Annotated in this window: 26 protein-coding genes; 14 read left to right on the top strand and 12 right to left on the bottom strand. The window is 70.6% G+C overall.

Features of this window, described 5'->3' with window-relative positions; genetic code table 11:
• The first annotated feature begins 54 nt into the window (after positions 1 to 54).
• Entirely contained in the window at positions 55 to 1,419 is a 1,365-nt protein-coding gene (hemN, locus tag Q344_RS0118185) for an oxygen-independent coproporphyrinogen III oxidase (RefSeq protein ID WP_028288026.1), read from the top strand.
• A gap of 217 nt (positions 1,420 to 1,636) precedes the next feature.
• Entirely contained in the window at positions 1,637 to 1,831 is a 195-nt protein-coding gene (locus Q344_RS0118180) for a hypothetical protein (protein ID WP_188781504.1), read from the top strand.
• A gap of 113 nt (positions 1,832 to 1,944) precedes the next feature.
• Here the strand turns inward: Q344_RS0118180 and Q344_RS0118175 are convergent, their stop codons facing one another.
• Positions 1,945 to 2,637 (bottom strand): dienelactone hydrolase family protein, encoded by a 693-nt coding sequence (locus Q344_RS0118175; protein WP_028288024.1) that lies wholly within the window; start codon positions 2,635 to 2,637, stop codon positions 1,945 to 1,947.
• A gap of 218 nt (positions 2,638 to 2,855) precedes the next feature.
• Here Q344_RS0118175 and Q344_RS0118170 point away from each other — a divergent pair, with 218 nt between their 5' ends.
• The 4 genes from Q344_RS0118170 to Q344_RS0118155 all read left to right on the top strand — a co-directional run bounded on the left by Q344_RS0118170 (position 2,856) and on the right by Q344_RS0118155 (position 4,871).
• Positions 2,856 to 3,332 carry an NUDIX hydrolase gene (locus Q344_RS0118170; RefSeq protein ID WP_308423348.1) on the top strand — a complete coding sequence of 159 codons (477 nt, stop codon included), beginning with the start codon at positions 2,856 to 2,858 and terminating at the stop codon, positions 3,330 to 3,332.
• A gap of 68 nt (positions 3,333 to 3,400) precedes the next feature.
• Positions 3,401 to 3,823, top strand: coding sequence for a DUF1178 family protein (locus Q344_RS0118165; protein ID WP_028288022.1), 423 nt, complete (start codon positions 3,401 to 3,403; stop codon positions 3,821 to 3,823).
• A 10-nt stretch (positions 3,824 to 3,833) separates the two neighbouring features.
• Positions 3,834 to 4,478 (top strand): SDR family NAD(P)-dependent oxidoreductase, encoded by a 645-nt coding sequence (locus tag Q344_RS0118160; protein ID WP_028288021.1) that lies wholly within the window; start codon positions 3,834 to 3,836, stop codon positions 4,476 to 4,478.
• 111 nt (positions 4,479 to 4,589) lie between these two features.
• Positions 4,590 to 4,871: a hypothetical protein gene (locus Q344_RS0118155; RefSeq protein WP_028288020.1), complete on the top strand. Its 282-nt coding sequence runs from the start codon at positions 4,590 to 4,592 to the stop codon at positions 4,869 to 4,871.
• A gap of 142 nt (positions 4,872 to 5,013) precedes the next feature.
• Here the strand turns inward: Q344_RS0118155 and Q344_RS0118150 are convergent, their stop codons facing one another.
• A complete protein-coding gene (locus tag Q344_RS0118150) occupies positions 5,014 to 5,691 on the bottom strand; it encodes an ArsR/SmtB family transcription factor (RefSeq protein WP_028288019.1) in 678 nt (225 codons plus the stop codon).
• A gap of 77 nt (positions 5,692 to 5,768) precedes the next feature.
• Between Q344_RS0118150 and Q344_RS0118145 the strand changes: the two genes are divergently transcribed.
• From Q344_RS0118145 to Q344_RS0118135, 3 genes are read left to right on the top strand one after another with little or no spacing between them, the layout of a single operon-like run.
• Positions 5,769 to 6,080, top strand: a complete 312-nt coding sequence (locus Q344_RS0118145) for an NIPSNAP family protein (RefSeq protein WP_028288018.1) — start codon at positions 5,769 to 5,771, stop codon at positions 6,078 to 6,080.
• Complete coding sequence (locus Q344_RS0118140) at positions 6,077 to 6,424, top strand: antibiotic biosynthesis monooxygenase family protein (protein ID WP_028288017.1); 348 nt, start codon at positions 6,077 to 6,079, stop codon at positions 6,422 to 6,424. Before Q344_RS0118145 ends, Q344_RS0118140 begins: the two co-directional genes overlap by 4 nt.
• Positions 6,414 to 7,325, top strand: a complete 912-nt coding sequence (locus Q344_RS0118135; RefSeq protein ID WP_028288016.1) for a DMT family transporter — start codon at positions 6,414 to 6,416, stop codon at positions 7,323 to 7,325. The genes Q344_RS0118140 and Q344_RS0118135 overlap by 11 nt, the downstream gene beginning before the upstream one ends.
• Here the strand turns inward: Q344_RS0118135 and Q344_RS0118130 are convergent.
• The 3 genes from Q344_RS0118130 to Q344_RS24385 all read right to left on the bottom strand — a co-directional run bounded on the left by Q344_RS0118130 (position 7,312) and on the right by Q344_RS24385 (position 9,359).
• The gene (locus tag Q344_RS0118130; protein WP_028288015.1) at positions 7,312 to 8,106 is read right to left on the bottom strand and encodes an enoyl-CoA hydratase/isomerase family protein; all 795 of its coding nucleotides are present in this window, start codon (positions 8,104 to 8,106) and stop codon (positions 7,312 to 7,314) included. The genes Q344_RS0118135 and Q344_RS0118130 overlap by 14 nt on opposite strands.
• Before the next feature lie 10 nt (positions 8,107 to 8,116).
• Positions 8,117 to 8,932, bottom strand: a complete 816-nt coding sequence (locus tag Q344_RS0118125; protein WP_156954743.1) for an enoyl-CoA hydratase/isomerase family protein — start codon at positions 8,930 to 8,932, stop codon at positions 8,117 to 8,119.
• A gap of 196 nt (positions 8,933 to 9,128) precedes the next feature.
• Positions 9,129 to 9,359: a hypothetical protein gene (locus Q344_RS24385; protein ID WP_036539856.1), complete on the bottom strand. Its 231-nt coding sequence runs from the start codon at positions 9,357 to 9,359 to the stop codon at positions 9,129 to 9,131.
• Positions 9,360 to 9,535: 176 nt separating this feature from the next.
• Between Q344_RS24385 and Q344_RS0118115 the strand changes: the two genes are divergently transcribed.
• Positions 9,536 to 10,672, top strand: coding sequence for an NAD(P)/FAD-dependent oxidoreductase (locus Q344_RS0118115; RefSeq protein ID WP_028288013.1), 1,137 nt, complete (start codon positions 9,536 to 9,538; stop codon positions 10,670 to 10,672).
• Positions 10,673 to 10,704: 32 nt separating this feature from the next.
• The gene (locus Q344_RS0118110) at positions 10,705 to 11,244 is read left to right on the top strand and encodes a histidine phosphatase family protein (protein ID WP_229669166.1); all 540 of its coding nucleotides are present in this window, start codon (positions 10,705 to 10,707) and stop codon (positions 11,242 to 11,244) included.
• A 13-nt stretch (positions 11,245 to 11,257) separates the two neighbouring features.
• Here Q344_RS0118110 and recR read toward each other — a convergent pair whose 3' ends face one another.
• The 4 genes from recR to Q344_RS0118090 all read right to left on the bottom strand — a co-directional run bounded on the left by recR (position 11,258) and on the right by Q344_RS0118090 (position 14,547).
• Positions 11,258 to 11,851 (bottom strand): recombination mediator RecR, encoded by a 594-nt coding sequence (gene recR / locus Q344_RS0118105; protein WP_028288011.1) that lies wholly within the window; start codon positions 11,849 to 11,851, stop codon positions 11,258 to 11,260.
• A gap of 19 nt (positions 11,852 to 11,870) precedes the next feature.
• Entirely contained in the window at positions 11,871 to 12,215 is a 345-nt protein-coding gene (locus tag Q344_RS0118100) for a YbaB/EbfC family nucleoid-associated protein (RefSeq protein WP_028288010.1), read from the bottom strand.
• A 100-nt stretch (positions 12,216 to 12,315) separates the two neighbouring features.
• Positions 12,316 to 14,106 carry a DNA polymerase III subunit gamma/tau gene (locus tag Q344_RS0118095; protein WP_028288009.1) on the bottom strand — a complete coding sequence of 597 codons (1,791 nt, stop codon included), beginning with the start codon at positions 14,104 to 14,106 and terminating at the stop codon, positions 12,316 to 12,318.
• A 144-nt stretch (positions 14,107 to 14,250) separates the two neighbouring features.
• Complete coding sequence (locus Q344_RS0118090; RefSeq protein ID WP_028288008.1) at positions 14,251 to 14,547, bottom strand: HNH endonuclease family protein; 297 nt, start codon at positions 14,545 to 14,547, stop codon at positions 14,251 to 14,253.
• A gap of 59 nt (positions 14,548 to 14,606) precedes the next feature.
• Here Q344_RS0118090 and Q344_RS0118085 point away from each other — a divergent pair, with 59 nt between their 5' ends.
• The gene (locus Q344_RS0118085; protein WP_028288007.1) at positions 14,607 to 15,794 is read left to right on the top strand and encodes a TIGR03862 family flavoprotein; all 1,188 of its coding nucleotides are present in this window, start codon (positions 14,607 to 14,609) and stop codon (positions 15,792 to 15,794) included.
• Between the two features lie 50 nt (positions 15,795 to 15,844).
• Positions 15,845 to 16,831, top strand: coding sequence for an NAD(P)H-quinone oxidoreductase (locus Q344_RS0118080; protein WP_028288006.1), 987 nt, complete (start codon positions 15,845 to 15,847; stop codon positions 16,829 to 16,831).
• Positions 16,832 to 16,955: 124 nt separating this feature from the next.
• Here Q344_RS0118080 and Q344_RS0118075 read toward each other — a convergent pair whose 3' ends face one another.
• Positions 16,956 to 17,597, bottom strand: a complete 642-nt coding sequence (locus tag Q344_RS0118075; protein ID WP_051630814.1) for a ribonuclease T2 family protein — start codon at positions 17,595 to 17,597, stop codon at positions 16,956 to 16,958.
• 142 nt (positions 17,598 to 17,739) lie between these two features.
• On the opposite strand from Q344_RS0118075, the gene Q344_RS0118070 reads away from it, so the two are divergent.
• Entirely contained in the window at positions 17,740 to 18,510 is a 771-nt protein-coding gene (locus Q344_RS0118070; protein WP_028288004.1) for a DUF1013 domain-containing protein, read from the top strand.
• 173 nt (positions 18,511 to 18,683) lie between these two features.
• Here Q344_RS0118070 and Q344_RS0118065 read toward each other — a convergent pair whose 3' ends face one another.
• Together Q344_RS0118065 and Q344_RS0118060 are read right to left on the bottom strand one after the other, a co-directional pair.
• Complete coding sequence (locus Q344_RS0118065; RefSeq protein WP_028288003.1) at positions 18,684 to 19,241, bottom strand: fasciclin domain-containing protein; 558 nt, start codon at positions 19,239 to 19,241, stop codon at positions 18,684 to 18,686.
• Between the two features lie 237 nt (positions 19,242 to 19,478).
• Positions 19,479 to 20,750, bottom strand: coding sequence for a UbiH/UbiF/VisC/COQ6 family ubiquinone biosynthesis hydroxylase (locus Q344_RS0118060; protein ID WP_084178482.1), 1,272 nt, complete (start codon positions 20,748 to 20,750; stop codon positions 19,479 to 19,481).
• Positions 20,751 to 20,778: the final 28 nt, after the last annotated feature.

Raw genomic sequence — 20,778 nt, 5'->3', positions numbered from 1 at the left:
GTCGGTTGATCTGGGTCAAGGCAGGCGCCTCGGTTCGGGACCATAGCTATGCGCATGGAACACGAAACGCAACTTGCGCGCCTGGGGCTCTTTGACGCGAAGGTCCCGCGCTATACGAGCTATCCGACCGCGCCGCATTTCTCCGGCGCGGTCGATGACCGGACCCATGCCGGCTGGATCGCGGCCGTGCCCGAGGGCGCGCGGATCTCGCTCTACGTGCACGTGCCTTTCTGCCGGCGGCTCTGCTGGTTCTGCGCCTGCCGCACGCAGGGCACCACCACGCTGGGCCCCGTCCAAGCCTACATGGACGTGCTCGAGGCCGAGCTGGCGCTGCTGCGCGACCGGCTCGCGCCCGGCGTCACGCTGTCGCGGCTGCACTGGGGCGGCGGGACGCCGACGCTGCTGGATCCCGACCAGATCGACCGCCTCGCCGCCGCCATCACCGAAGTTGCGCCCTTCGCCGAGAATTACGAGTTCTCGGTCGAGATCGACCCCAACGAGATCGACCTGCCCCGCGCGCAGGCGCTGAAACGGGCCGGCATGAACCGCGCCTCGGTCGGGGTGCAGGATTTCGACCCCCAGATCCAGGCCGTCATCGGGCGCGACCAGAGCTACGAGACCACCCGCGACGCGATCGAGATGATCCGCGGTCAGGGGGTGCTGAGCCTGAACGCCGACATCCTCTACGGCCTGCCGCACCAGACGCCCGAGCGGATCGCGGCCAGCGTGCAGAAGCTCTTGTCGCTCGCCCCCGACCGGGTCGCGCTCTACGGCTATGCCCATGTGCCGTGGATGGCGCGGCGGCAGTCGCTGCTGCCCTCGGACGCGCTGCCCACGCCGACCGAGCGGCTGCGCCTCTTCGAGACGGCGCGCAAGCTCTTCCGCTGGGACGGCTATGCCGAGATCGGCATCGACCATTTCGCGACCAAGGACGACGGGCTTGCCATCGCGCAGCGTCTCGGGCGGCTGCGGCGCAACTTCCAGGGCTACACCGACGATCCCGCCGAGGTGCTGATCGGTGTCGGCGCCTCGTCGATCTCGCGCTTCCCCGGCGGCTACAGCCAGAATGCGCCCGCCACCTCGAGCCACACAGCCGCGATCCGAGACGGGCGCTTCTCGACCGCGCGGGGCCATGCCTTCACCGGCGAGGACCTGATGCGCGGCCGGATCATCGAGGCGCTGATGTGCGATTTCGAGATCCGCACCGCCGAGCTGGTCACGGATTTCGGGGCCGCGCCCGAGACGGTCGCACGGCTCTTCACGCAGGCGAACGGCGCCTTCGAGCACGGGCTCGACGTGACGGCCGAGGCCCTCCGGATCCCCGAGCCGATGCGCCCGCTCACCCGGGTGATCGCGCGGTTCTTCGACGCCTATGACCTGAGCAGCGCCGACAAGCCCCGGCACTCCTCGGCGATCTGATCAGCCGGACCGGCCGCCGCGCGGCCGTCCTGCGCGGCGCCCGGTCCGGGTCATGCAGGGACCGCGCACGAAATGGAATGACATGCTGAAAAGGGCTTGGTCATGGCGCGGATCCTTGCCGCTGCGTCACGCAGCCGGCAAGCGTTTATGGCGTCTCCCTCCGATGGGCGGGCGGCTCCCTCAGCGGGTCTGCCGGGACCGGCCCGGCATGGAGGGGATGACCCGGGGGGAACCGCGCCGCCGGACCCTCGCCCTGCTCACCGGCGAGGGCCGGACCGGAGATGGCCAGAGCGCCACCCAGGAGGAGAAGAAGGGCGACGAGACCGACGCAAGCCGCGACCTTGAGAACACCCATGACACCACCTCCGATCCGTTCCGGGCCAGCTGGAAGGGATGTGTGCCGGCCCGGTGAAGACACCATGCACCAGGTCCGCACGCCGGTCCCGTGACAAAGGCCGTCATCAAGCGGAAACCCGCGAAATCAGGGGGTTGGGGAGGGCCGGACGAGAGCCCGGCCGGTGCCCGTCAGCCGAAATGCTCTTCCAGCGTCCAGGTGAGCCAGCGCCAGCTGCGCCGTGCAGCCTTTTCGGAATGGTTCGCCCCCGCCGGGTTGGTGAAGGCGTGGTCGGTATGCCCGAAGCCCAGGATCTCCCACTCCGGGCAATGCGCCGTCAGTTCCTCGGCGATCTCCACGACGGCGGGGGGCTTCGCCAGCCCGTCGTCCCAGCCGTGCAGCAGCACGACGGCGGCCTTCATCTGCTCGGTCGCGAAGTTCGGCTTGTCGAAGATCCCGTGCAGCGACAGCGCCACCCGGAAATCGGCGCCCGTCCGCGCGAGGTCCAGCACCGCCTTGCCGCCGAGGCAATACCCCATGGCCGCGAGCCTGTCCCCGTCGACGCCCGGCAGGCCGCGCATCTCTTCCAGCGCGCAGACCATGCGATCGGCGAGCATCCGGCGGTTGCCGTTGACCTCCTGCATCTTCTGCGCGGCCTCGGCACGGTCCTCGGTGCGGAAGCCGCCGCCGTAATAGTCCATTGCCAGAGCGGTGTAGCCCAGCTCGGCCAGCCTGCGCGCCGTCTCCATCTCGAAATCGCGCAGGCCCATGAAGGCGGGCGCGATCAGCACGGCGGGGCGCGGTCCGTCGCCCTCGGGCTCGGCGAGGTAGCCGATGTATTCGGTGGTGCCGTCGGAATAGCTGTGGCTGCGGGTCTGAACCATGTCGGTCTCCTCTCCGGGTCGGCGCGAGCGTAGCAGCGGCGCAACGGCCCTGCATCCGCGAATCACGCCCCGGCGTGATTTGTGGACTGCGGTGAATCGAACGCCATATGTTGTGGACAGAGGCAGAACACGACCCGAAACCCCGGAAGTGGCGGTAAGCTTATGGAAAGGAATTTCCCCGATACCTCCCGCGACGCCGGAGACCGGAGGCGCGCCGCGTGAGCCTGATCGAACATGGCCCCCTGACCCTGCCCTTCCCGCCGGACCAGATGGCCGAGGTCCGGACCCAGTTCGCCGCCCTCTGCTACCGGATGGTGGGCGAGAAGCCGGAATTCCTGCTGATCACCAGCCGGGGCACCGGCCGCTGGATCGTACCCAAGGGCTGGCCCATGGCGGGACGGACCGCGCCCGGCTGCGCCCTGCGCGAGGCCTACGAGGAAGCGGGCGTGATCGGCCGGGCCGCCGCGACGCCGCTCGGGCTCTATCCCTACACCAAGCTGCTCGACGACGGGCAGGCCGTGCCCTGTGCGGCGCTGGTCTTTCCGGTGCGCGTTTCGGCGCTGAAGGCGGAATACCCCGAGGCCGGGCAGCGCAACCGCCGCTGGTTCCGCCGCAAGAAGGCCGCCCGCCGGGTCGAGGAAGCGGCGCTGAGCCAGATCATCCTCGATTTCGACCCCGCCCGGCACCGTCTCTGACGCCCCGCCCGCGCTTGATCTCGCCCTGGGCATGATTATGTTCAGAGACAGACGAAACGGGCAGCGCAATGATCCAGTTTTCCCTCAAATGTCCAAACGATCACCGCTTCGACAGCTGGTTCCAGTCGGCCGAGGCCTATGACAAGCTCGCCGCCGCGCGGATGGTGTCCTGCGCCGTCTGCGGCGCGGATGGCGTGCAGAAGGCGCCCATGGCGCCCCGCGTCGCCGCCAGCCGCGAGACCGAGGCCCGGCCGCTCTCGCAGCCCCGCACGGCCGCCGAACAGGCGGTGGCGGAACTGCGGCGCCGGATCGAAAAGGGCTCCGAGGACGTCGGCCGCAATTTTGTCCGCGAGGCGCGCGCGATCCACGAGGGCGAGGCGCCCGACCGTCCGATCCGGGGCGAGGCGCGGATCGACGAGGCGCGCAAGCTGCTCGAGGACGGCGTGCCGGTCATGCCCCTGCCCTTCATGAACCCGCGGAAATCGAACTGAGGATCCTGCCATGCATGTCGTCATCACCGGCGCCAGCCGCGGGGTCGGCGCGGCCCTGAAAGCCGCCTACGAGGCCGAGGGCCACAAGGTGACCGGCACCTCCCGCGCGGGCGGCGACGGTCTGGTGGCGCTCGACGTCAGCGACGCGGGCTCGATCCGGGCGATGGCCGACGCGCTTGGCGACGCCCCGGTGGATCTGCTGGTCTGCAATGCCGGGGTCTACCTCGACAAGGGGCACGCGCTCGACGACGGCTACCCGGCCGAGATGTGGGCCGAGCAGCTCGCCGTGAACGTCACCGGGCCGTTCCTCTGCGTGCAGGCGCTGCTGCCGAACCTGCGGGCCGCGGGGGGCAAGGTGGCGATCATCTCGTCGCAGATGGGATCCTCCACGCTCGCCACGGGCAATGCCTTGATCTACCGCGCCAGCAAGGCCGCCGCGCTGAACCTCGGGATGAACCTCGCCGCGGCGCTGAAGGAGGACGGCGTGGCGGTCGGCATCTACCATCCAGGCTGGGTGCAGACCGACATGGGCGGCGCCTCGGCCGCGATCACGCCCGAGGAAAGCGCCGGCGGCCTGATCGAGCGCTTCGCCGTGCTGACGCCCGAGACCACCGGCTGTTTCGAGACCTGGAACGGCCGCGCCCACGCCATCTGAGGCTCCGCGGGCTTTCGTAAAAGCCTCTGCAGATTCCGCTTGGCGTTAACACGTTGGTAGGAGATCGGCCCGACACTCGGACTCACGGGGGCTTCAATCAACGAGACGGTCATGAGCACTTCAGTCTCTTCCCTCGCCGCGGCCGACATGCCGCTGGCCCTTCGGGCCGCATCCGCCCCTGTCACCGCGCCGTCGACGGCTCAGGTGCCGGGCAAACGGCCCATCCTGATTTCGCCGGTCTCCGGCCCGCTCCCCTCGGGGGTGGACCCGATGGCGCTGTTCGACAGCCTGCTGGTCAGCGTGGACATCAGGGGGCCGCAAATCCTGCGGTCCTCGCGCTACGCCGCGCAGATCTACCAGGAGATGCAGCGCCTCCTGATGCGCCTGTACTAGGGCCGAAGGCCTGATCCGCACGGCCCGGCCCCGGGCCGCGCCCTGCCTGCGGGGCGGTTCCTGCCCGGCTGGACACGACCTGCGCGCGATGCGCCGCACGCGGAACCCATGTGATCCGTCAACGCCCCCTTGGCCCGCAAGCTCAGCCGGGGAAGCTCTCGGCAAAGCCCGCCTTGCCCTTGCGCGTCAGGGTCAGCACCCGCCCCTCTCCGCGCGTCAGCCAGTCCGCCGCCTCCATCCGTGCCAGCATGGCCCGTCCGAGCGCGCCGCCCAGGTGATAGCGCCGCGCGCTCCAGTCGAGGCAATTGCGGCAGAGCGGCGCCCGTCTGCGTTCCAGCGGCGCGAGCGCGATCCCGAACGCCTCGGCGAAGCGGCGGCCCGCGTGCGTGATGGCAAGCGCCTCACCCTCGGGCGCCAGCATGCCGCGCACGGTCAGGCTGTCGTAGACCTGCACGCCGAGGTCCCCGGCCAGATGGTTGTAGCAGACCCGCGCATGCCGGAGCGCACTGTCTCGGGGGCCGGTCCGGGTCCGCAGGTGCCCGCTCCGCGCGGCGAGGCCGATCAGCGATTCCAGCACCGTGCCGACCTCGTCCGAGGCCAGCGCCACGTATTTGTGCCGGCCCTGCCGACGCGTGGTCACCAGCCCGCCCGCGGCGAGCCGCGCGATATGGGACGAGGCCGTCTGCGGCGTCACCCCCGCCTCCTCCGCCAGTTCCGCGGCGGTCAGGGCCTTGCCGCTCATCAGCGCGGTCAGGATGTTGGCCCGCGCCGGATCGCCGATCAGGGCGGCCACGCGCGAAATGTCGGGACCTTCCTTCATCCTTCGACCTCCATCGAAGCAATTGCGACACGGGCAGGGGTAGACCCGGCGGGCAGACCGATCAAGGAGAACCGAGAATGCTGACCTGCGTGATCCGCTATCACATCGACCCCGCCCGCCGTGACGCCTTCGAGACCTACGCCCGCACCTGGGCCGAGGCGATCCCGCGCTGCGGCGCGTCACTCACCGGGTATTACCTGCCCCACGAGGGGTCGGCGACGCTGGCGTATGGTATCTACGAGATCGAATCCCTCGCGGCCTACGAGGCCTACAAGGCGCGGCTCGCCGCCGATCCCCTGGGCCGCGAGAATTTCGACTTCGCGCGGGCGGAACGCTTCATCACCCGCGAGGATCGCACCTTCCTGAAGCGCATCGGAGGCCCCGCATGATCGCCGTCATCTTCGAAGTCACCCCGGCCGAGGGCCGCCGCGACGCCTATCTCGAGCACGCCGCAACGCTCCGCCCGCTGGTCGAGCAAATCCCCGGCTTCCTCTCGGTCGAGCGGTTCCAGAGCCTCACCGACCCGGACAAGATGCTCTCGCTGTCGTTCTTCGAGGACGAGGCCGCGCTCGAGGCCTGGCGGAAGACCGAGGCGCATCGCGCCGCCCAGACGGCCGGGCGTGGCGGCGTCTTCAGCGGCTACCGGCTGCGCATCGCCCATGTCCTGCGGGATTACGGCATGGACGACCGGGCCGAGGCGCCGGCCGACAGCAGGCTGGTCCATGACGCCTGACCGTCGCAGGCGCGACTACGCGCTGCTCGCCCTTCTCGCGACGCTCTGGGGGTCGAGTTACCTGTTCCAGCGGGTCGCGGTGCCCGAGATCCCGCCGCTCACCCTGGTGGCGGGCCGCGTCACCGGCGGGGCGGTGCTGCTGATTGCCGTTATGGCGCTGCGCGGGGTCCGCTTCCCGCGTGGGCGCCTGTTGTGGCGGGACCTCGCGATCCAGTCGCTGCTGAATGCCACGCTCGCCTGGGTGCTGCTGGCCTGGGGGATCCAGCACGTCGATTCCGCCTTGGCGACCGTGCTGAATTCGACCTCGCCGCTCTGGGTCTTCGTCTTCACGATGGTCCTGACCGGCGGACGCGGGGCGGGCTGGCCGCACCTGCTCGGCACGCTTGCGGGGCTGTCGGGCGTCGTGCTGATCGTCGGACCCGCCGCGCTGGCGGGGCTGGGCGACCAGGTCGCGGGCCAGATCGCCTGCGTGCTGGGTGCGGTGCTCTATGCCTTCGCCGCGCTCTGGGGGCGGCGGTTCACCGGCATCGCCCCGCTCGCCGTGGCCGCGGGGACGATGCTCTGCGCGGCCCTCACGCTCTGGCCGCTTGCCTTCGTCTTCGAACAGCCGTGGCGGCTCGCCCCCTCGGCGCTGGCCCTGTCGGCCTGGGGCGTGCTGGCGGTGTTCTGCACCGGGATGGCGCTGCTTCTCTACTTCCACCTTCTGGGCAGCCTCGGGGCGCTCGGCACCTCGAGCCAGGCCTATCTGCGGCAGGGCGTCGGCGTGGCGCTCGGCATCCTGCTGCTCGGGGAACGGCCCGGACCGATGGTCTTTGCCGGCGTCGCGCTGGCCATCCTGGGCGTGGTCCTCGTGAACCGGCCGGTGAAGCCGGCGCCCCTGAAGGCGCCTAACGCCCCCTGAAGACCGGCTGGCGTTTCTCGAGGAACGCCTGCCGCGCCTCCTTCGCGTCCTCGCTGGCAAAGGCCGTCCGGATGTTCGCCACCTCGTAGCGCAGCTGCTGCTCCATGTCGGTGCTCTCGTAGGCCTTGCCGATCCCGCGCTTCAGGAGCCGGAGCGTGATCGGCGACCAGGCGCAGAGCGACTGGCAATATTCGGCGAGCCGCCCGGGCAGCGCCTCGTCCGGAACCGCCTCGCCCGCCATGCCCCAGTCGAGCGCCTCGGCCCCGGTGACCGTCCGGTTCTCCATCATGAAGCGCATCGCGCGTTCGTAGCCCATGACCTGCGGCAGGGTGATCGTCAGCCCGGCATCCGGCGAGCCGCCGATCCGCGTGTAGCCCGCCATCAGCCGCGCGCTCTCGGCCACGATGCGGACGTCGCTGGCCATGGCAAGGCCCAGCCCCGCGCCGACCGCCACGCCGTTCACCCCGGCGACCACCGGCTTGTCGCAGCGCTTGCGGAGCGCGAGGAAGAAGTTGCCGACCCAGCCGATGTCGTCGAGCTGGCTGTCCATCGGCGATTTGGGCGTGAACTCCTCTCCGCCCGTCAGGTCGAGCCCGGCGCAGAAGGCCCGGCCCGAGCCGGTCAGCGCGACCACCCAGACGTTGTCGTCGCGGGCGGCCTCGTCCACCGCGCCCACGATGCGCCAGGCCAGCTCGCGGTTCAGGGCGTTCATCTTGTCGGGGCGGTTGAGGGTGATGGTGCGGACGTGGCCGTCATCGGCGATGGTGACGAGGTCGGTCATGCGGGTCTCCTCAGCGGCCCTTGAAGTCGGGCGCGCGGCGTTCGACGAAGGAGGTCATGCCTTCGCGGAAATCCTCGGTCCGGATCAGTTGCAGGAATTGCAGGTAGACGTGGTGCACGTGGTCGTTGAACCCCTCCGAGAGCCCCATCCGCATCAGCCGCTTCGACGATTGCACCGCGAGGGGCGCGTTCGCCGCGATCTCGAGCGCCAGCTCCCGCGCGCGGCTCTGCACCTGATCGTTCGGGACCACCTCGTCGACGATGCCCAGCTCGAGGCTTTCCGCGGCCGACAGCGTCGCGCCGGTGAAGATCAGCTTGGCGGCCTTCGACCAACCGAGCAGACGCGGCAGGATCCATGTCCCGCCCGATTCCGGCACCAGCCCACGCTTGACGAAGGCGGCGGCCATCTTGGTGCTTTCGGCCGCGATCCGGATGTCGCAGCCCATGGCGGTGTCCATCCCGTAGCCCGCGGCCGAGCCGTTCAGCGCGCAGATCGTCGGCTTGTCCATCGCGAAAAGAACCGTCGGCGGTGTGTTCCTGATGTCGATGTTGACCGAAACCGCCTGCGCCGAGGCTTCGGAGCCGATCCCGTCGCCGCTGGTCGCGTCGTTCATGTCGAGCCCGGCGCAGAAGGCCCGACCCTTGCCCGTCAGGACGATGACGCGAACCGCCTCGTCCTCGTTGGCGCGGATCAGAAGCGCCGCCAGCCGCGCCAGCATCGGACGCGAGATCGTGTTCATCCGCTCGGGCCGGTTGAGGGTCAGCGTCGCCACGCCCTCCGAGACCTCGTAGAGGACCTCCTCGCCCTGCTCGCTCTCGTCCATCATCTCCAGCCTCCCTGTCGCGCCCCGGGGCGGGGCGCGTCTCTGCCATCTCCGGTATGGCAGGTCATCCATAGCCGAACATCCCGCGGAGGCGGGACGTGGCGTCGCGATTTCGCGGATATGGAGAGGGAGGGCCCCGGAAACGCAAACGGGCGGCGCAGGGCCGCCCGTGGTCGGGACTGTCGGTTCTGTCAGGCCGTCACTTCGCGCCCTCGGCCTCGCGCGCGAGCCGTGCCGCGCGCAGTTCGGCGGTCAGCTGGTTGCGCCGCGAGGTTTCCTCGTCGACGATCTCGCGGGCCGCGATCGTGGTCGCGTCCTGCGTCGCGCGAACGCCCGGCCGCGTGGCGCTCGGCACGTCGGTCAGGCGCAATCCGCCCGTGCCGCCCTTGCCGTCGACCCAGGTCCATCGGGCGAGGCTCGGCGCGCTCATGAATGCCCCTCGGACAGGACGAAGCGCATCTGCGCGGTGCTGAATTTCATGGAGGTCTCCTCGACTTTGGGCGCAATACATCCTTGTTAACGCGCTGGACCCGGCAAGGTTCCGCCCTCCCCTTCCTGTTTTCCGTCCGTCGTGGAATGAAGGTTGCGCAAAGACAGGAGACGGACATGAAACTTGCGGTCATCGGGCGTGGGCTGATCGGATCGGCGGCGGGGCGGCACCTTGCCAAGGCGGGACACGAGGTGACCGTGATCGGCCCGGACGAACCGGAGGCGCGGCGCGATCACAAGGGCGTCTTCGGCAGCCATTACGACGAGGGGCGGATCACCCGCGGGCTCGATCCCTGGCCGTTCTGGTCCCGGGTCTCGCGCGCGGCGATCGCCCGCTACGGAGAGATCGAGGCCGAGAGCGGGATCCGTTTCTACACCGAGGCGGGTTCGCTGATGGCGGGGGCGGAGGGGTCGCGCTACATGACGCAGCTTCAGGCGGTCCGCGACCGCGACGGCATCGCCTGCGACAGCTACGACACCGCCGGCCTGGCCGCGCGGTTCCCCTTCTTCTCCTTCCCGGACGGCACCATCGCCCTGCACGAGCCGCGCAACGCCGGCCATATCTCGCCCCGCCGGCTGGTCGCCGCGCAGACGAAGGCCGCCGAACGCGCCGGCGCGACGGTCCTGCGCGCCACGGCGCAGGGCATCGACGAGGGGCCGGACGGCGTGCGGATCGCCACCGACCAGGGAGAGGTGCGTGCCGACCGGGTGCTGGTCGCCACCGGCGGCTTCACCAACCTGCTGATGGAGGCGCCGCTCGCGCTGACCGTGCTGGCGCGGACCGTCGCGCTCTTCCGCGTGTCCGAGGCCGAGGCCCGCCGCCTCTCTGCCATGCCGACGCTGATCTACCTCGACCCGAACGGCGATGATCCCTACCTCCTGCCGCCGATCCTCTACCCGGACGGCAAGTGGTATGTGAAGCTCGGCGGCGATCCGGTGGACGTGCCGCTGAAGGACGCGGAGATCGGCGAGTGGTTCCGCAGTGAGGGCAGCGCGGAGGTCGGCGATTTCCTCGAGACGGCGATCCGGAAGCGGATGCCCGACCTCGCCATAGAGGGGCGGCACACGATGCCCTGCGTGACGACCTATTCGCCCGAGAACATCGCCACCATCCGCGAGATCTCGGACCGGGTCTGCGTCGCGGTGGCCGGCTGTGGGCGGGGCGCGAAGAATTCCGACGAGCTGGGGCGGCTCGGGGCCGAACTTGTCGCCGGGAACGCCCTGCCCGACTGGGCGCTGGAGGCCGCGGTCTGACCGGGCGGCTGATCTACCTGAGCCATCCGCAGGTGCGGGTGGACCCGGCGGTGCCGGTGACGGAATGGGGCCTCTCGGACGAGGGCCATGCGCGGCTTGTCGCCTTCGCCGCACGGGCCGACCTCTCGGCCGTGACCGCCATCCGGACCAGCGCCGAGCGCAAGGCGCGAGAGACCGGCGCGGTGCTTGCGGCTCGGCTGGGGCTGGTCCCGGTGGCCTGCCCCGGGATGGGAGAGAACGACCGGACGGCGACGGGCTATCTGCCCCCGCCCGCGTTCGAGGCGGCGGCCGACGCCTTCTTCGCCGCGCCGGACGAGAGTTTCCGTGGCTGGGAAACCGCCCGGGCCGCGCAGGCCCGGATCGTGGCCGCGTGCCGCCGGGCCGAGCGCGCCGCACCGCCCGGGGACCTCCTGCTCTGCGGTCACGGCGCGGTCGGCACCCTGCTCTGGTGCCATCTGGCGGGCGCGCCGATCGACCGGCGTCACGACCAGCCGCCGGGCGGCGGATGCCTCTGGTCCGCGCCGCGCGGCGGGCGGCCCGCCGGGGGCTGGCAGAGGATGGAAACGTGGTGACGGGCGCGGGCGGTCAGACCGCCTTGCGGGCCTTCAGCGCGGCCGAGATCGTGCCGTCGTCGAGGTAGTCGAGCTCTCCTCCGATCGGCACCCCCTGCGCGAGGGAGGTCAGCCGGACATGCCCGTCAAGCTGGTCGGCGATGTAATGCGCGGTGGTCTGGCCGTCCACGGTGGCGTTGAGCGCCAGGATGACCTCGGTGATCCCCTCGGAGCTCACCCGCTCGATCAGCCTGGGGATCCGCAGTTCCTCGGGCCCGACGGCATCGAGCGCCGAGAGCGTGCCGCCCAGCACGTGGTAGCGCCCGCGGAAGACCCCCGAGCGTTCCATCGCCCAGAGGTCGGCCACGTCCTCGACCACGCAGAGCTCGCCGTTGGCGCGCTTCTCGGAGGCGCAGATGTCGCAGACCGCGCCCGAGCCGAGGTTGCCGCAGTTCACGCATTCGCGCACGTTCAGCGCGACCGCCTGCAGAAGCTCGGTCAGCGGGTGCAGCACCAGCGTCTTCTTCCGGATCATGTGCAGCACCGCGCGCCGGGCGGAGCGCGGGCCGAGGCCCGGCAGCTTCGCCATCATGTCGATCAGAGCGTCGATGTCGCGGTTGGAACTCACCTGGTGCTCCGCAGCCCCCTCAGAACGGGAACTTGATGTCCTTGGGCAGGCCCATACTCTCGGTCAGGTTGTTCATCTCTTCCTGCGAGCGTTCCTGCGCCCGGGTCTGGGCGTCCTTGATCGCGGCGAGGATCAGGTCCTCGACCACTTCCTTCTCTTCGGGGTTGAAGATCGACGGGTCGATATCGAGGCCCTTGAGCTCTCCCTTCGCGGAGCAGGTCGCCTTCACGAGGCCCGCGCCCGAGGTGCCCTCGACCATGATGTTGTGCATCTCTTCCTGAAGGTCCGCCATCTTCTGCTGAAGGTCCTGCGCGGATTTCAGCATCTTGGCCATGTCGCCCATGTTGCCGAGGCCTTTGAACATCGTCTTGCTCCTGTCGTTGGTGTCGACGGCCTCGGCCGCCGGGGGGTCTGGGTCTGCACATGGCGGCGCTTGCGCCATGGTGCAAGGGGAAGTGGGGGGATCATTCCTCCTCGAAGGGATCCCATTCGTCCTCGACCTCGGGCAGCGCCTCGGCCTCGGCCTCCGCCGCGATCTCCTCGGGCGTCCGGACCGCGTGGATCGAGGCTTTCGGGAAGGCCGCGAGGACCGCCTGCACCATCGGGTGCTCGGCCGCCTGCGCCTTCAGCGCGCGGACCTTGGCATCCCTGACCTCGGCGATCGTCTCGGCGCCGCCCTCGTTCACGATGGTGACCGCCCAGCGGTTGCCGGTCCATTGCTGGAGCTTCTGGCCGAGCCGCTGCGCGAGGTCGGCGGGCGCCCGCTCGGTCGGCACGAATTCGATCCGGCCGGGCTGGTAGGCGGCAAGGCGGAGCGTGGTCTCGATCTCGACCAGCAGCTTCACGTCGCGGTTCACGCGGACCAGCTCGACCACATGCTCGAAGGTCGGGTAGCGCGCCAGCGCCTGGTCCGTGGCCAGCGCCTGCACCGCGCCGCCCGAAGCGGCGACCGTGCCGCCGTCCTGCCGGTAGGAGGTCGTCATCGGCTCGCCCTGCGGCGCGGGCGCATGGGCCCCCGGCCCGCCGCGCGCCCCGGCCGGCCCCGGCGCAGGCAGACCGCCCCCGGACCCGCCGGAGGGCGGCGGCGGCGGGCTGTCCTGCAAGCGCCGCAGCAGCTCCTCGGGCGAGGGCAGCTCGGCCACGTGGGTCAGCCGGATCACCGCCATCTCGGCGGCCATCATCGCGTTCGGGGCAGAGGCGACCTCTTCCATCGCCTTGAGCAGCATCTGCCACATCCGGGTCAGCACCCGCATCGGCAGACGCTGCGCGAGGTCCTGACCGCGGAGCCGTTCGTCGGGGCCGATGGTCGGATCCTCGGCGGCCTCGGGCGTGATCTGCACGACCGAGATCCAGTGCGTGATCTCGGCCAGGTCGCGCAGCACCGCCATCGGGTCGGCGCCGTCGGCATATTGCTGCGAGAGCTCGCCGAGCGCCGCGCCGGTATCGCCGCGCATGACCATCTCGAACAGGTCGAGCACCCGCCCCCGGTCGGCCAGCCCCAGCATCGCGCGGACCTGTTCGGCCCCCGTCTCGCCCGCGCCGTGGCTGATCGCCTGGTCGAGAAGCGATGTCGCGTCGCGGGCCGAACCCTCGGCCGCGCGGGTGATGAGGCTCAGCGCCTCGTCGGTGATCTGCGCCTCTTCCCGGTCGGCGATCTTCCGCAGCAGGCCCAGCATGACCTCGGGCTCGATCCGGCGCAGGTCGAAGCGCTGGCAGCGTGACAGGACCGTCACCGGGACCTTCCGGATCTCGGTCGTGGCGAAGATGAACTTCACATGGGCGGGCGGCTCCTCCAGCGTCTTGAGCAGCGCGTTGAATGCGCTGGTCGAGAGCATGTGCACCTCGTCGATGATGTAGATCTTGTAGCGCGCGGAGGCCGCCCGGTAATGCACCGAGTCGATGATCTCGCGGATGTCGTTGACGGAGGTGTTCGAGGCCGCGTCCATCTCGAGCACGTCGACATGGCGGCCCTCCATGATCGCCTTGCAATGTTCGCAGACGCCGCAGGGTTCGGTCGTGGGGCCGCCGTTGCCGTCCGGACCGATGCAGTTCATCCCCTTGGCGATGATCCGGGCGGTGGTCGTCTTACCCGTCCCCCGGATGCCGGTCATGATGAAGGCCTGCGCGATCCGGTCCGCCTTGAAGGCGTTCTTCAGGGTGCGCACCATCGCATCCTGGCCGACGAGATCGGCAAAGGTTTCGGGCCGGTATTTCCGGGCCAGCACCTGGTAGGCGGGCTTCTCGGCTGCGGTCATGGAGTCCCCTTGTGGTCGCGGGCGAGAGTAATGGCCGGGGGCGGGGAGGTCCAGCGGGGATGGGGAGAGGGGGCGGGTTGGAAACCCACGCGACGGCGCAGGGGCAGGCCGGGCCCAAGCCCGGCTCGCGGAGGCCCGTCGCGCTCACCGCCTCTTGCGCCGGCCACCCGGGGTTTTCGAGTGGAAACCGGGCGGGCGCCTGCCGACCCAGGCCGCGAATTTCGCGAGCCGGGGATGGGCGCGCAGCTTCTCGGGCGTGTCGTACGCCCGCGCCAGTTCGGCCTCGCTCAGGGTCGCGTGGATCTCGTTATGGCAGATCTGGTGCAGCAGCACCGTCGGCCCGCCCTTGCCGCCCTTCAGCCGGGGCACGAGGTGGTGCAGGCTCTGGCGCGCCTCCGGCGGGATCGGGCGCAGGCAGAGCGGGCAGATCGGATCGGTCACTTGTCTCTCCCGGTCTCGCGGGCGTAGAGGATGCTCCGGACCCAGCGAAAGGCAACCTCTTGAGCGAGACCGAGACCCTCCGCGCCCTCGTCATCGGGGGCGGCCCCGCCGGGCTGATGGCCGCCGGGACGCTGGCGGAGGCGGGCTTCGCCCCCGTGGTCGCCGAGCGGATGCCGAGCGTCGGGCGCAAGCTGCTGATGGCCGGAAAGTCCGGGCTGAACCTGACGAAGGAGGAGCCCGCGCCCGCCTTCCGCGCGGCCTATGGCGGCGCGGCCGCCGAGCTTGCCACGGCGCTCGACGGCTTCGGGCCAGCCGCCGTGATGAGCTGGGCCGAGGGCCTGGGACAACCGCTCTTCACCGGCTCGACGGGTCGGGTCTTTCCCGAGGCGATGAAGGCCTCGCCCCTGCTCCGCGCCTGGCTCGCCCGGCTGCGCGAGGGCGGGACCGAGCTGCGGACCCGCTGGCGCTGGACCGGCTGGGACGGCCCCGTCGCGCTGTTCGAGACGCCCGACGGGACGCGGCGCGTCGCGGCGGAGGCGATCGTGCTGGCCCTCGGCGGCGCAAGCTGGGCGCGACTCGGCTCGGACGGGCGCTGGAGCGCGGCCTTCCCCGCGGACCGGCTCGCCCCCTTCCGCCCGTCGAACGCGGGGATCCGCGTCGAGTGGTCCGCGCATATGCAGCCGCATTTCGGCACGCCCCTGAAGGGTGTCGCCTTCCATGCCGGAGACCGCGTCTCGCGCGGCGAGGCGGTGATCTCGGCCACCGGGCTGGAGGGCGGCGGCGTCTACCCGCTGACGCCCGCGCTGCGCGAGGGCGCGCCGCTGACGATCGACCTCTTCCCCGACCTCGGGACCGAGACGCTTCGGCAGCGGCTGGCACGCCGGCGGCGCGGCGACAGCCTCGCCAACCACCTGCGGCGGGCGGTGAATCTGTCCTCGATGGCGCGCGCGCTGGTGATGGAATGCGGCCGCCCCCTGCCCGAGGACCTTGCGCCGCTGCTGAAGGCGTTGCCTGTGCCGGTGGCCGGTCTTGCACCGCTCGACCGGGCGATCTCGACCGCCGGCGGGCTCCGGTTCGACGCCCTGGAGCCGGACCTCATGCTGAGGGACCGGCCGGGCGTCTTTGCCGCCGGAGAGATGCTGGACTGGGAGGCGCCGACGGGCGGCTACCTGCTGACCGCCTGTCTTGCGACGGGGCGGCAGGCCGGGCTGGCCGCGGCCCGTCACCTAGAGGGCCGTCCCGGCTGATGGACAATCGGCGCGTGCCCGCCGATAGTCGCGCCGACAAGGAGGACAGGATGACCCAGACCATGCGCGCGATCGAGATTTCCAAGCCCGGCGGCCCCGAGGTGCTGGTGCCCTGCGAGCGCCCGATGCCCGAACCCGGCCCCGGCGAGGTGCTGATCAAGGTGGCCTTCGCGGGCGTGAATCGCCCCGATGCCCTGCAGCGGGCGGGCGCCTACGACCCGCCCCCGGGCGCCAGCGACCTGCCGGGGCTGGAAGCCTCGGGCGTGGTCGAGAAGGTGGGCCCGGGCGTGAGCCTCAAGCCCGGCGAACGGGTCTGCGCCCTGCTGCCCGGCGGCGGCTATGCCGAATACGTGGTGACGCCCGCGGCCCATTGCCTGCCGGTGCCCGACGGGTTCTCCATGCGGGAGGCGGCGGCGCTGCCCGAAACCTTCTTCACCGTCTGGTCCAACGTCTTCATGCGCGGCGGACTCAAGGCGGGCGAGAAATTCCTCGTCCACGGCGGATCCTCCGGCATCGGCACGGTGGCGATCCAGCTCGCGAAGGCCTTCGGGGCGCGCGTCTTCACCACCGCCGGGTCGGGCGAAAAATGCCGCGCCTGCCTCGACCTCGGGGCGGAGCGGGCGATCAACTACCGCGACGAGGATTTCGTCAAGGCGCTGAAGGACGAGGGCGGGATGGACCTGATCCTCGACATGGTGGGCGGCGATTACATCCCGCGCAACATCAACGCCCTGGCCGTGGACGGGCGGCTGGTGCACATCGCCTTCCTGCAGGGCCCGAAGGCCGAGGTGAACTTCGCGCTGGTGATGGTGAAACGCCTGACGATCACCGGCTCGACACTGCGCCCGCAGAGCGATGCCGCCAAGGCGGAGATCGCCGAACAGCTGCGCGAGACGGTCTGGCCCCGGCTGGGCAAGGGCCGCATCGCGCCGGTGATGGACAGCACCTTCGCCTTCGAGAAGGCCTCCGAGGCCCATGCCCGGATGGAGAGCTCGGCGCATATCGGGAAGATCATGCTCGAGGTGGCGGGAGAGTAGACGCACGGGCCGGGCCCGAGCCCGGCCGACCGCCGGATCGGAGCGCGGCTGCCGGACCCTGGCGCGCGGCGCCTGTTCCGCCCCGGGGTGCCGGCCCTGCCCGCACCGGACCGGACCGCTCCCTTCAGTCGATTGCCTCGAACCGCGCATCGCCGAGGTTGCAGTCCCGCAGCACGTCGTTGCCGCAGCGCCGGGGCTCGAGATCCTTCGTCAGGCAGAGCCGCACCTCCTGGATGTAGCCCTGCTTGCAGGTCACCGTCACCTCGTCGCGCCGGAGCCCGGGGTTCGCCTCGAGGAATGCCTCCTCGACCACCCGGGCGGGCAGGCGGACGTCGCGGTCGAGTTCCCGGAAGACCTCGGGCTTGGCGACCGCCTCGAAGGCCCTGCGGGCCTGCCCGAAATAGGCGTCCGGCTCCAGCCCCGAACAGCGGCCGTGCTTCTTCCACTGGTACCACGCCGACCCGCCCGTCCCCATGATGTCCGCCATCGCACCGGTCTGCCCGCGCGAGGGATCCCGCGCCCGGGTCCGGCAATAGCTCGGATACCCCCGCTCGCCCTGCGGCCAGAGACCGTGCAGCACCCAGCCGAACCGGCGGCCCGGCGCGCATTGATCGGAGCGCCGGGCCTCGCCCTCCAGCGCGCACCAGTTGGGCGACCAGGAGAGGGCCAGCAGGTAGTATTCGAAATCGCCCGCCTGCTCGCCCTCGGCCCGGAGCGGCAGGGCGAGGGAGAGCATCAACAGGGTCTGAACGGCAAGGCGGTGCATTCGGGCTTCCATTTGCGATGTTCGCCGACTATATAGCCGCCAAGTTCCCCGACAACGGAAACCCGCACCGAACCTCCGGTGCCGCCCTTCACCGGGCGACGGGGAAGATTTGCATAGGCATCAGGTTCGAAGGAGTGCCGAAATGAGCAAACCGATCATGGCCAAGGCGACCGCCGTCTGGCTGGTGGACAACACGACGATCACCTTCAAGCAGATCGCCGATTTCACCGGGATGCACGAGCTCGAGGTGCAGGGCATCGCCGATGGCGACGTGGCCGCGGGGGTGAAGGGCTTCGACCCTGTCGCCAACAACCAGCTGACCCAGGAAGAGATCGACGCGGCCGAGAAGAACCCGACGCACAAGCTGAAGCTGAAGTTCAACGCCGCCGCCGTCGGCGAGGAAAAGCGCCGCGGCCCGCGCTACACCCCGCTGTCGAAGCGCCAGGACCGGCCGAACGCGATCCTCTGGCTGGTGAAGTTCCACCCCGAACTGTCGGACGGCCAGATCTCGAAGCTCGTGGGCACCACCAAGCCGACGATCCAGTCGATCCGCGAGCGGACCCACTGGAACATCGCCTCCATGCAGCCGATCGACCCCGTCGCGCTTGGGCTCTGCAAGCAGACCGAGCTGGACGCCGCCGTGCAGAAGGCCGCCTCCAAGCGCGCGGCCGAAGGCGCGGCGATGACGGATGACGAACGCCGCAAGCTGCTGTCGACCGAGCAGAGCCTCGGGATGGAGACCGAGCCGCGGATGCCGACCGCCATCGAGGGGCTCGAGACCTTCTCGTTCAGCGAGGACGAGGACGAGGACGACAAGGAGAAGGCGGGCGATTTCGCCGATGCCGACAGCTTCTTCAACCTCCCCGGCGGCACCCATGACGACGAGGACGAGGACGAAGACGACCGCCGCTGAGCGCCGCTTCGCCGGGATCTCGAAGGCCGCCCTCCGGGGCGGCCTTTCGCGTTCCGGGGGGGCGCGCGGCGGGCGGCGGAAAGGGCGCCACGGAGGGCGCCCTTTCCTGTCTTTTCCGCTGCACGTCCCGGGGGCTTTGCGCCCGCCTTGTCCGGCCTCTGGTCGCCGCAGGTTCAGCCGGCCTGGCCGGAGGGCAGGATCACGCGGTCGATCACGTGGACCACACCGTTCGACTGGTCCACATCCGCCGTGGTGACGGTGGCCACGCGGCCGTTCTCGTCCTTGAGCTTCAACGCGTCGCCTTCCATGTAGGCCTGCAGCTCGCAGCCGCCCACCGTGGGCACCGCATGCATGCCGCCGTCATCCGCGATCATGCCGGCGATGTCGGTCGAGAAGGCTTCGGCGGCGACCACGTGGCAGCCGAGGATCTGCTGGAGCTGCGCGACGTTCCTCTCGTCCATCAGCTGGGTCAGGCTGGCCTCGGAGATCATTCCGAAGGCCGCGTCCGTCGGGGCGAAGACGGTGAAGGGGCCATTGCCCATCAGCGTCTCGGCCATGCCGGCGGCCTTCACCGCGGCGACCAGCGTGGTCAGGTTGGGCGCGGCCGAGGCGTTTTCGGCGATGGTCTTGTCGGCCATCATCGGCGCGCCGCCGACCGTGGGATTGTACTGCGCCGGGGCGAAGGTCGCGGTGGTGGCGAGGGCTGCGGCGAGTGCGGTGGTCTTGAACATGGTGTCCTCCGTTGGTGCGACGGGCGGTCGGGCCCGTCCGATGCCCTGAACCACGCAAGGCGGGGCGGAGGAGTTTCAGGAAATGTCGCGGCCCCTCCCGGAGCGCCGCGCGGCGCGGCGCCGTCCGACCGGCGCGCGGCCCCTTTCAGGGGCCGCGCACACGATGTTTTGCGATTTGCGTGGCAAATCGCGTTGTGCCTCCGGCGGGGATATTTGCGGCAAGAGGAAGCAGGCGGCTCAGCGCATCAGGTCGGGGAGGTCCCCGGTGAGGCCCGCGGCCTCGCGGATGAAGCCGCGGCGCAGGCGGGGCAATGCGCCGATCGCGCCCATGCCGATGTCGCGCGCCGCGCGCAGCAGGGGATTGTCGTTCGAGAACAGCCGGTTCGACATGTCCGTCGCGAAGGCGAGGCTGGCGGTGTCGAAGCGGCGCCATTGCTGGTAGCGGCCGAGCACGTCGCTGGCGCCGACATCTTCGCCGCGCTGGCGCGCCTCCTTCAGCACCTGCACGAGGGCCGCGATGTCGCGCAGGCCCGCGTTCAGGCCCTGCCCCGCGATCGGGTGCAGCCCGTGGGCCGCGTCGCCGACCAGAGCGAGGCGCGGGGCGATGAAGCTCTGCGCGAGGCTGAGCCCCAGCGGATAGGCGAAGCGCTGCCCCTCGAGCGAGATCGCGCCCAGGAAATCGCCGAACCGCGGGCGCAGGGCGGCGAGGAAGTCCGCTTCGGGCAGGGACAGGAAGGTGCGCGCGGTCGCCTCCGTCTCGCTCCAGACGATGGAGGAGCGGTTGCCGGGCAGCGGCAGGATCGCGAGCGGGCCGGGCGGCATGAAGAACTGGTGGGCGATGCCCTCGTGCGGTGTCTCGTGCGCGATCGCGCAGACCAGCGCGGTCTGGCCGTAGCTCCAGGCGGTGCGCCGGATGCCGGCGCGGGCGGCGGTGCCGCTGGTGCGGCCGTCGCAGCCGATGACCAGGGCGCCGCTGAGGGTCTCTCCGGAGGCGAGCGTCAGGGTGACGCCCGTGGCCTCGGCGGTCTGGGCGGTCACGGTCTCGCCGGCGCGGTGCGTGATCCCGGGTTCGGCGGCCATCGCGTCGAGGAAGGCGCGGCGCAGGAAGCGGTCCTCGAGCATGTGGCCCATCGGGCCCTCCTCGATCTCGGCATGGTCGAACTCCAGCCCGAAGAGCCCGCCGCCCTGCCCCGCGTGACCGTCGGAGACCCTGATCCCGAGCATCGGCTGCGCGCACCCCGCCACGCCATCCCAGACGCCGATGTTCCGCAGGAGCCGCACCGAGGCCAGCGCCAGCGCATAGGCGCGGCCGTCGAAGGCGGGCTCCGCACGGGTTTCGGCCGGCAGGGCGTCGATCACGGTGACGGCGAACCCCGCCTGTGCGAGGCCCAGGGCCAGGGCGGGGCCGTTCAGCCCGCCGCCCACGATGAGGATGTCCTTGCTCATGGCCGCTCCCGCTCCGCTACGACGTTCCCCCGGGAATATGCCCCCGGGCACGGGATTGTCCATGCGCCCGGGTGCCGCTACCGTCGCGGCA

The sequence above is a fragment of the Pseudooceanicola nanhaiensis DSM 18065 genome, from assembly GCF_000688295.1.
Classification (GTDB): domain Bacteria; phylum Pseudomonadota; class Alphaproteobacteria; order Rhodobacterales; family Rhodobacteraceae; genus Pseudooceanicola; species Pseudooceanicola nanhaiensis.
The sequence above is the reverse complement of the archived record's forward strand: the minus strand, read 5'-3'. Positions and strand labels throughout refer to the sequence as shown.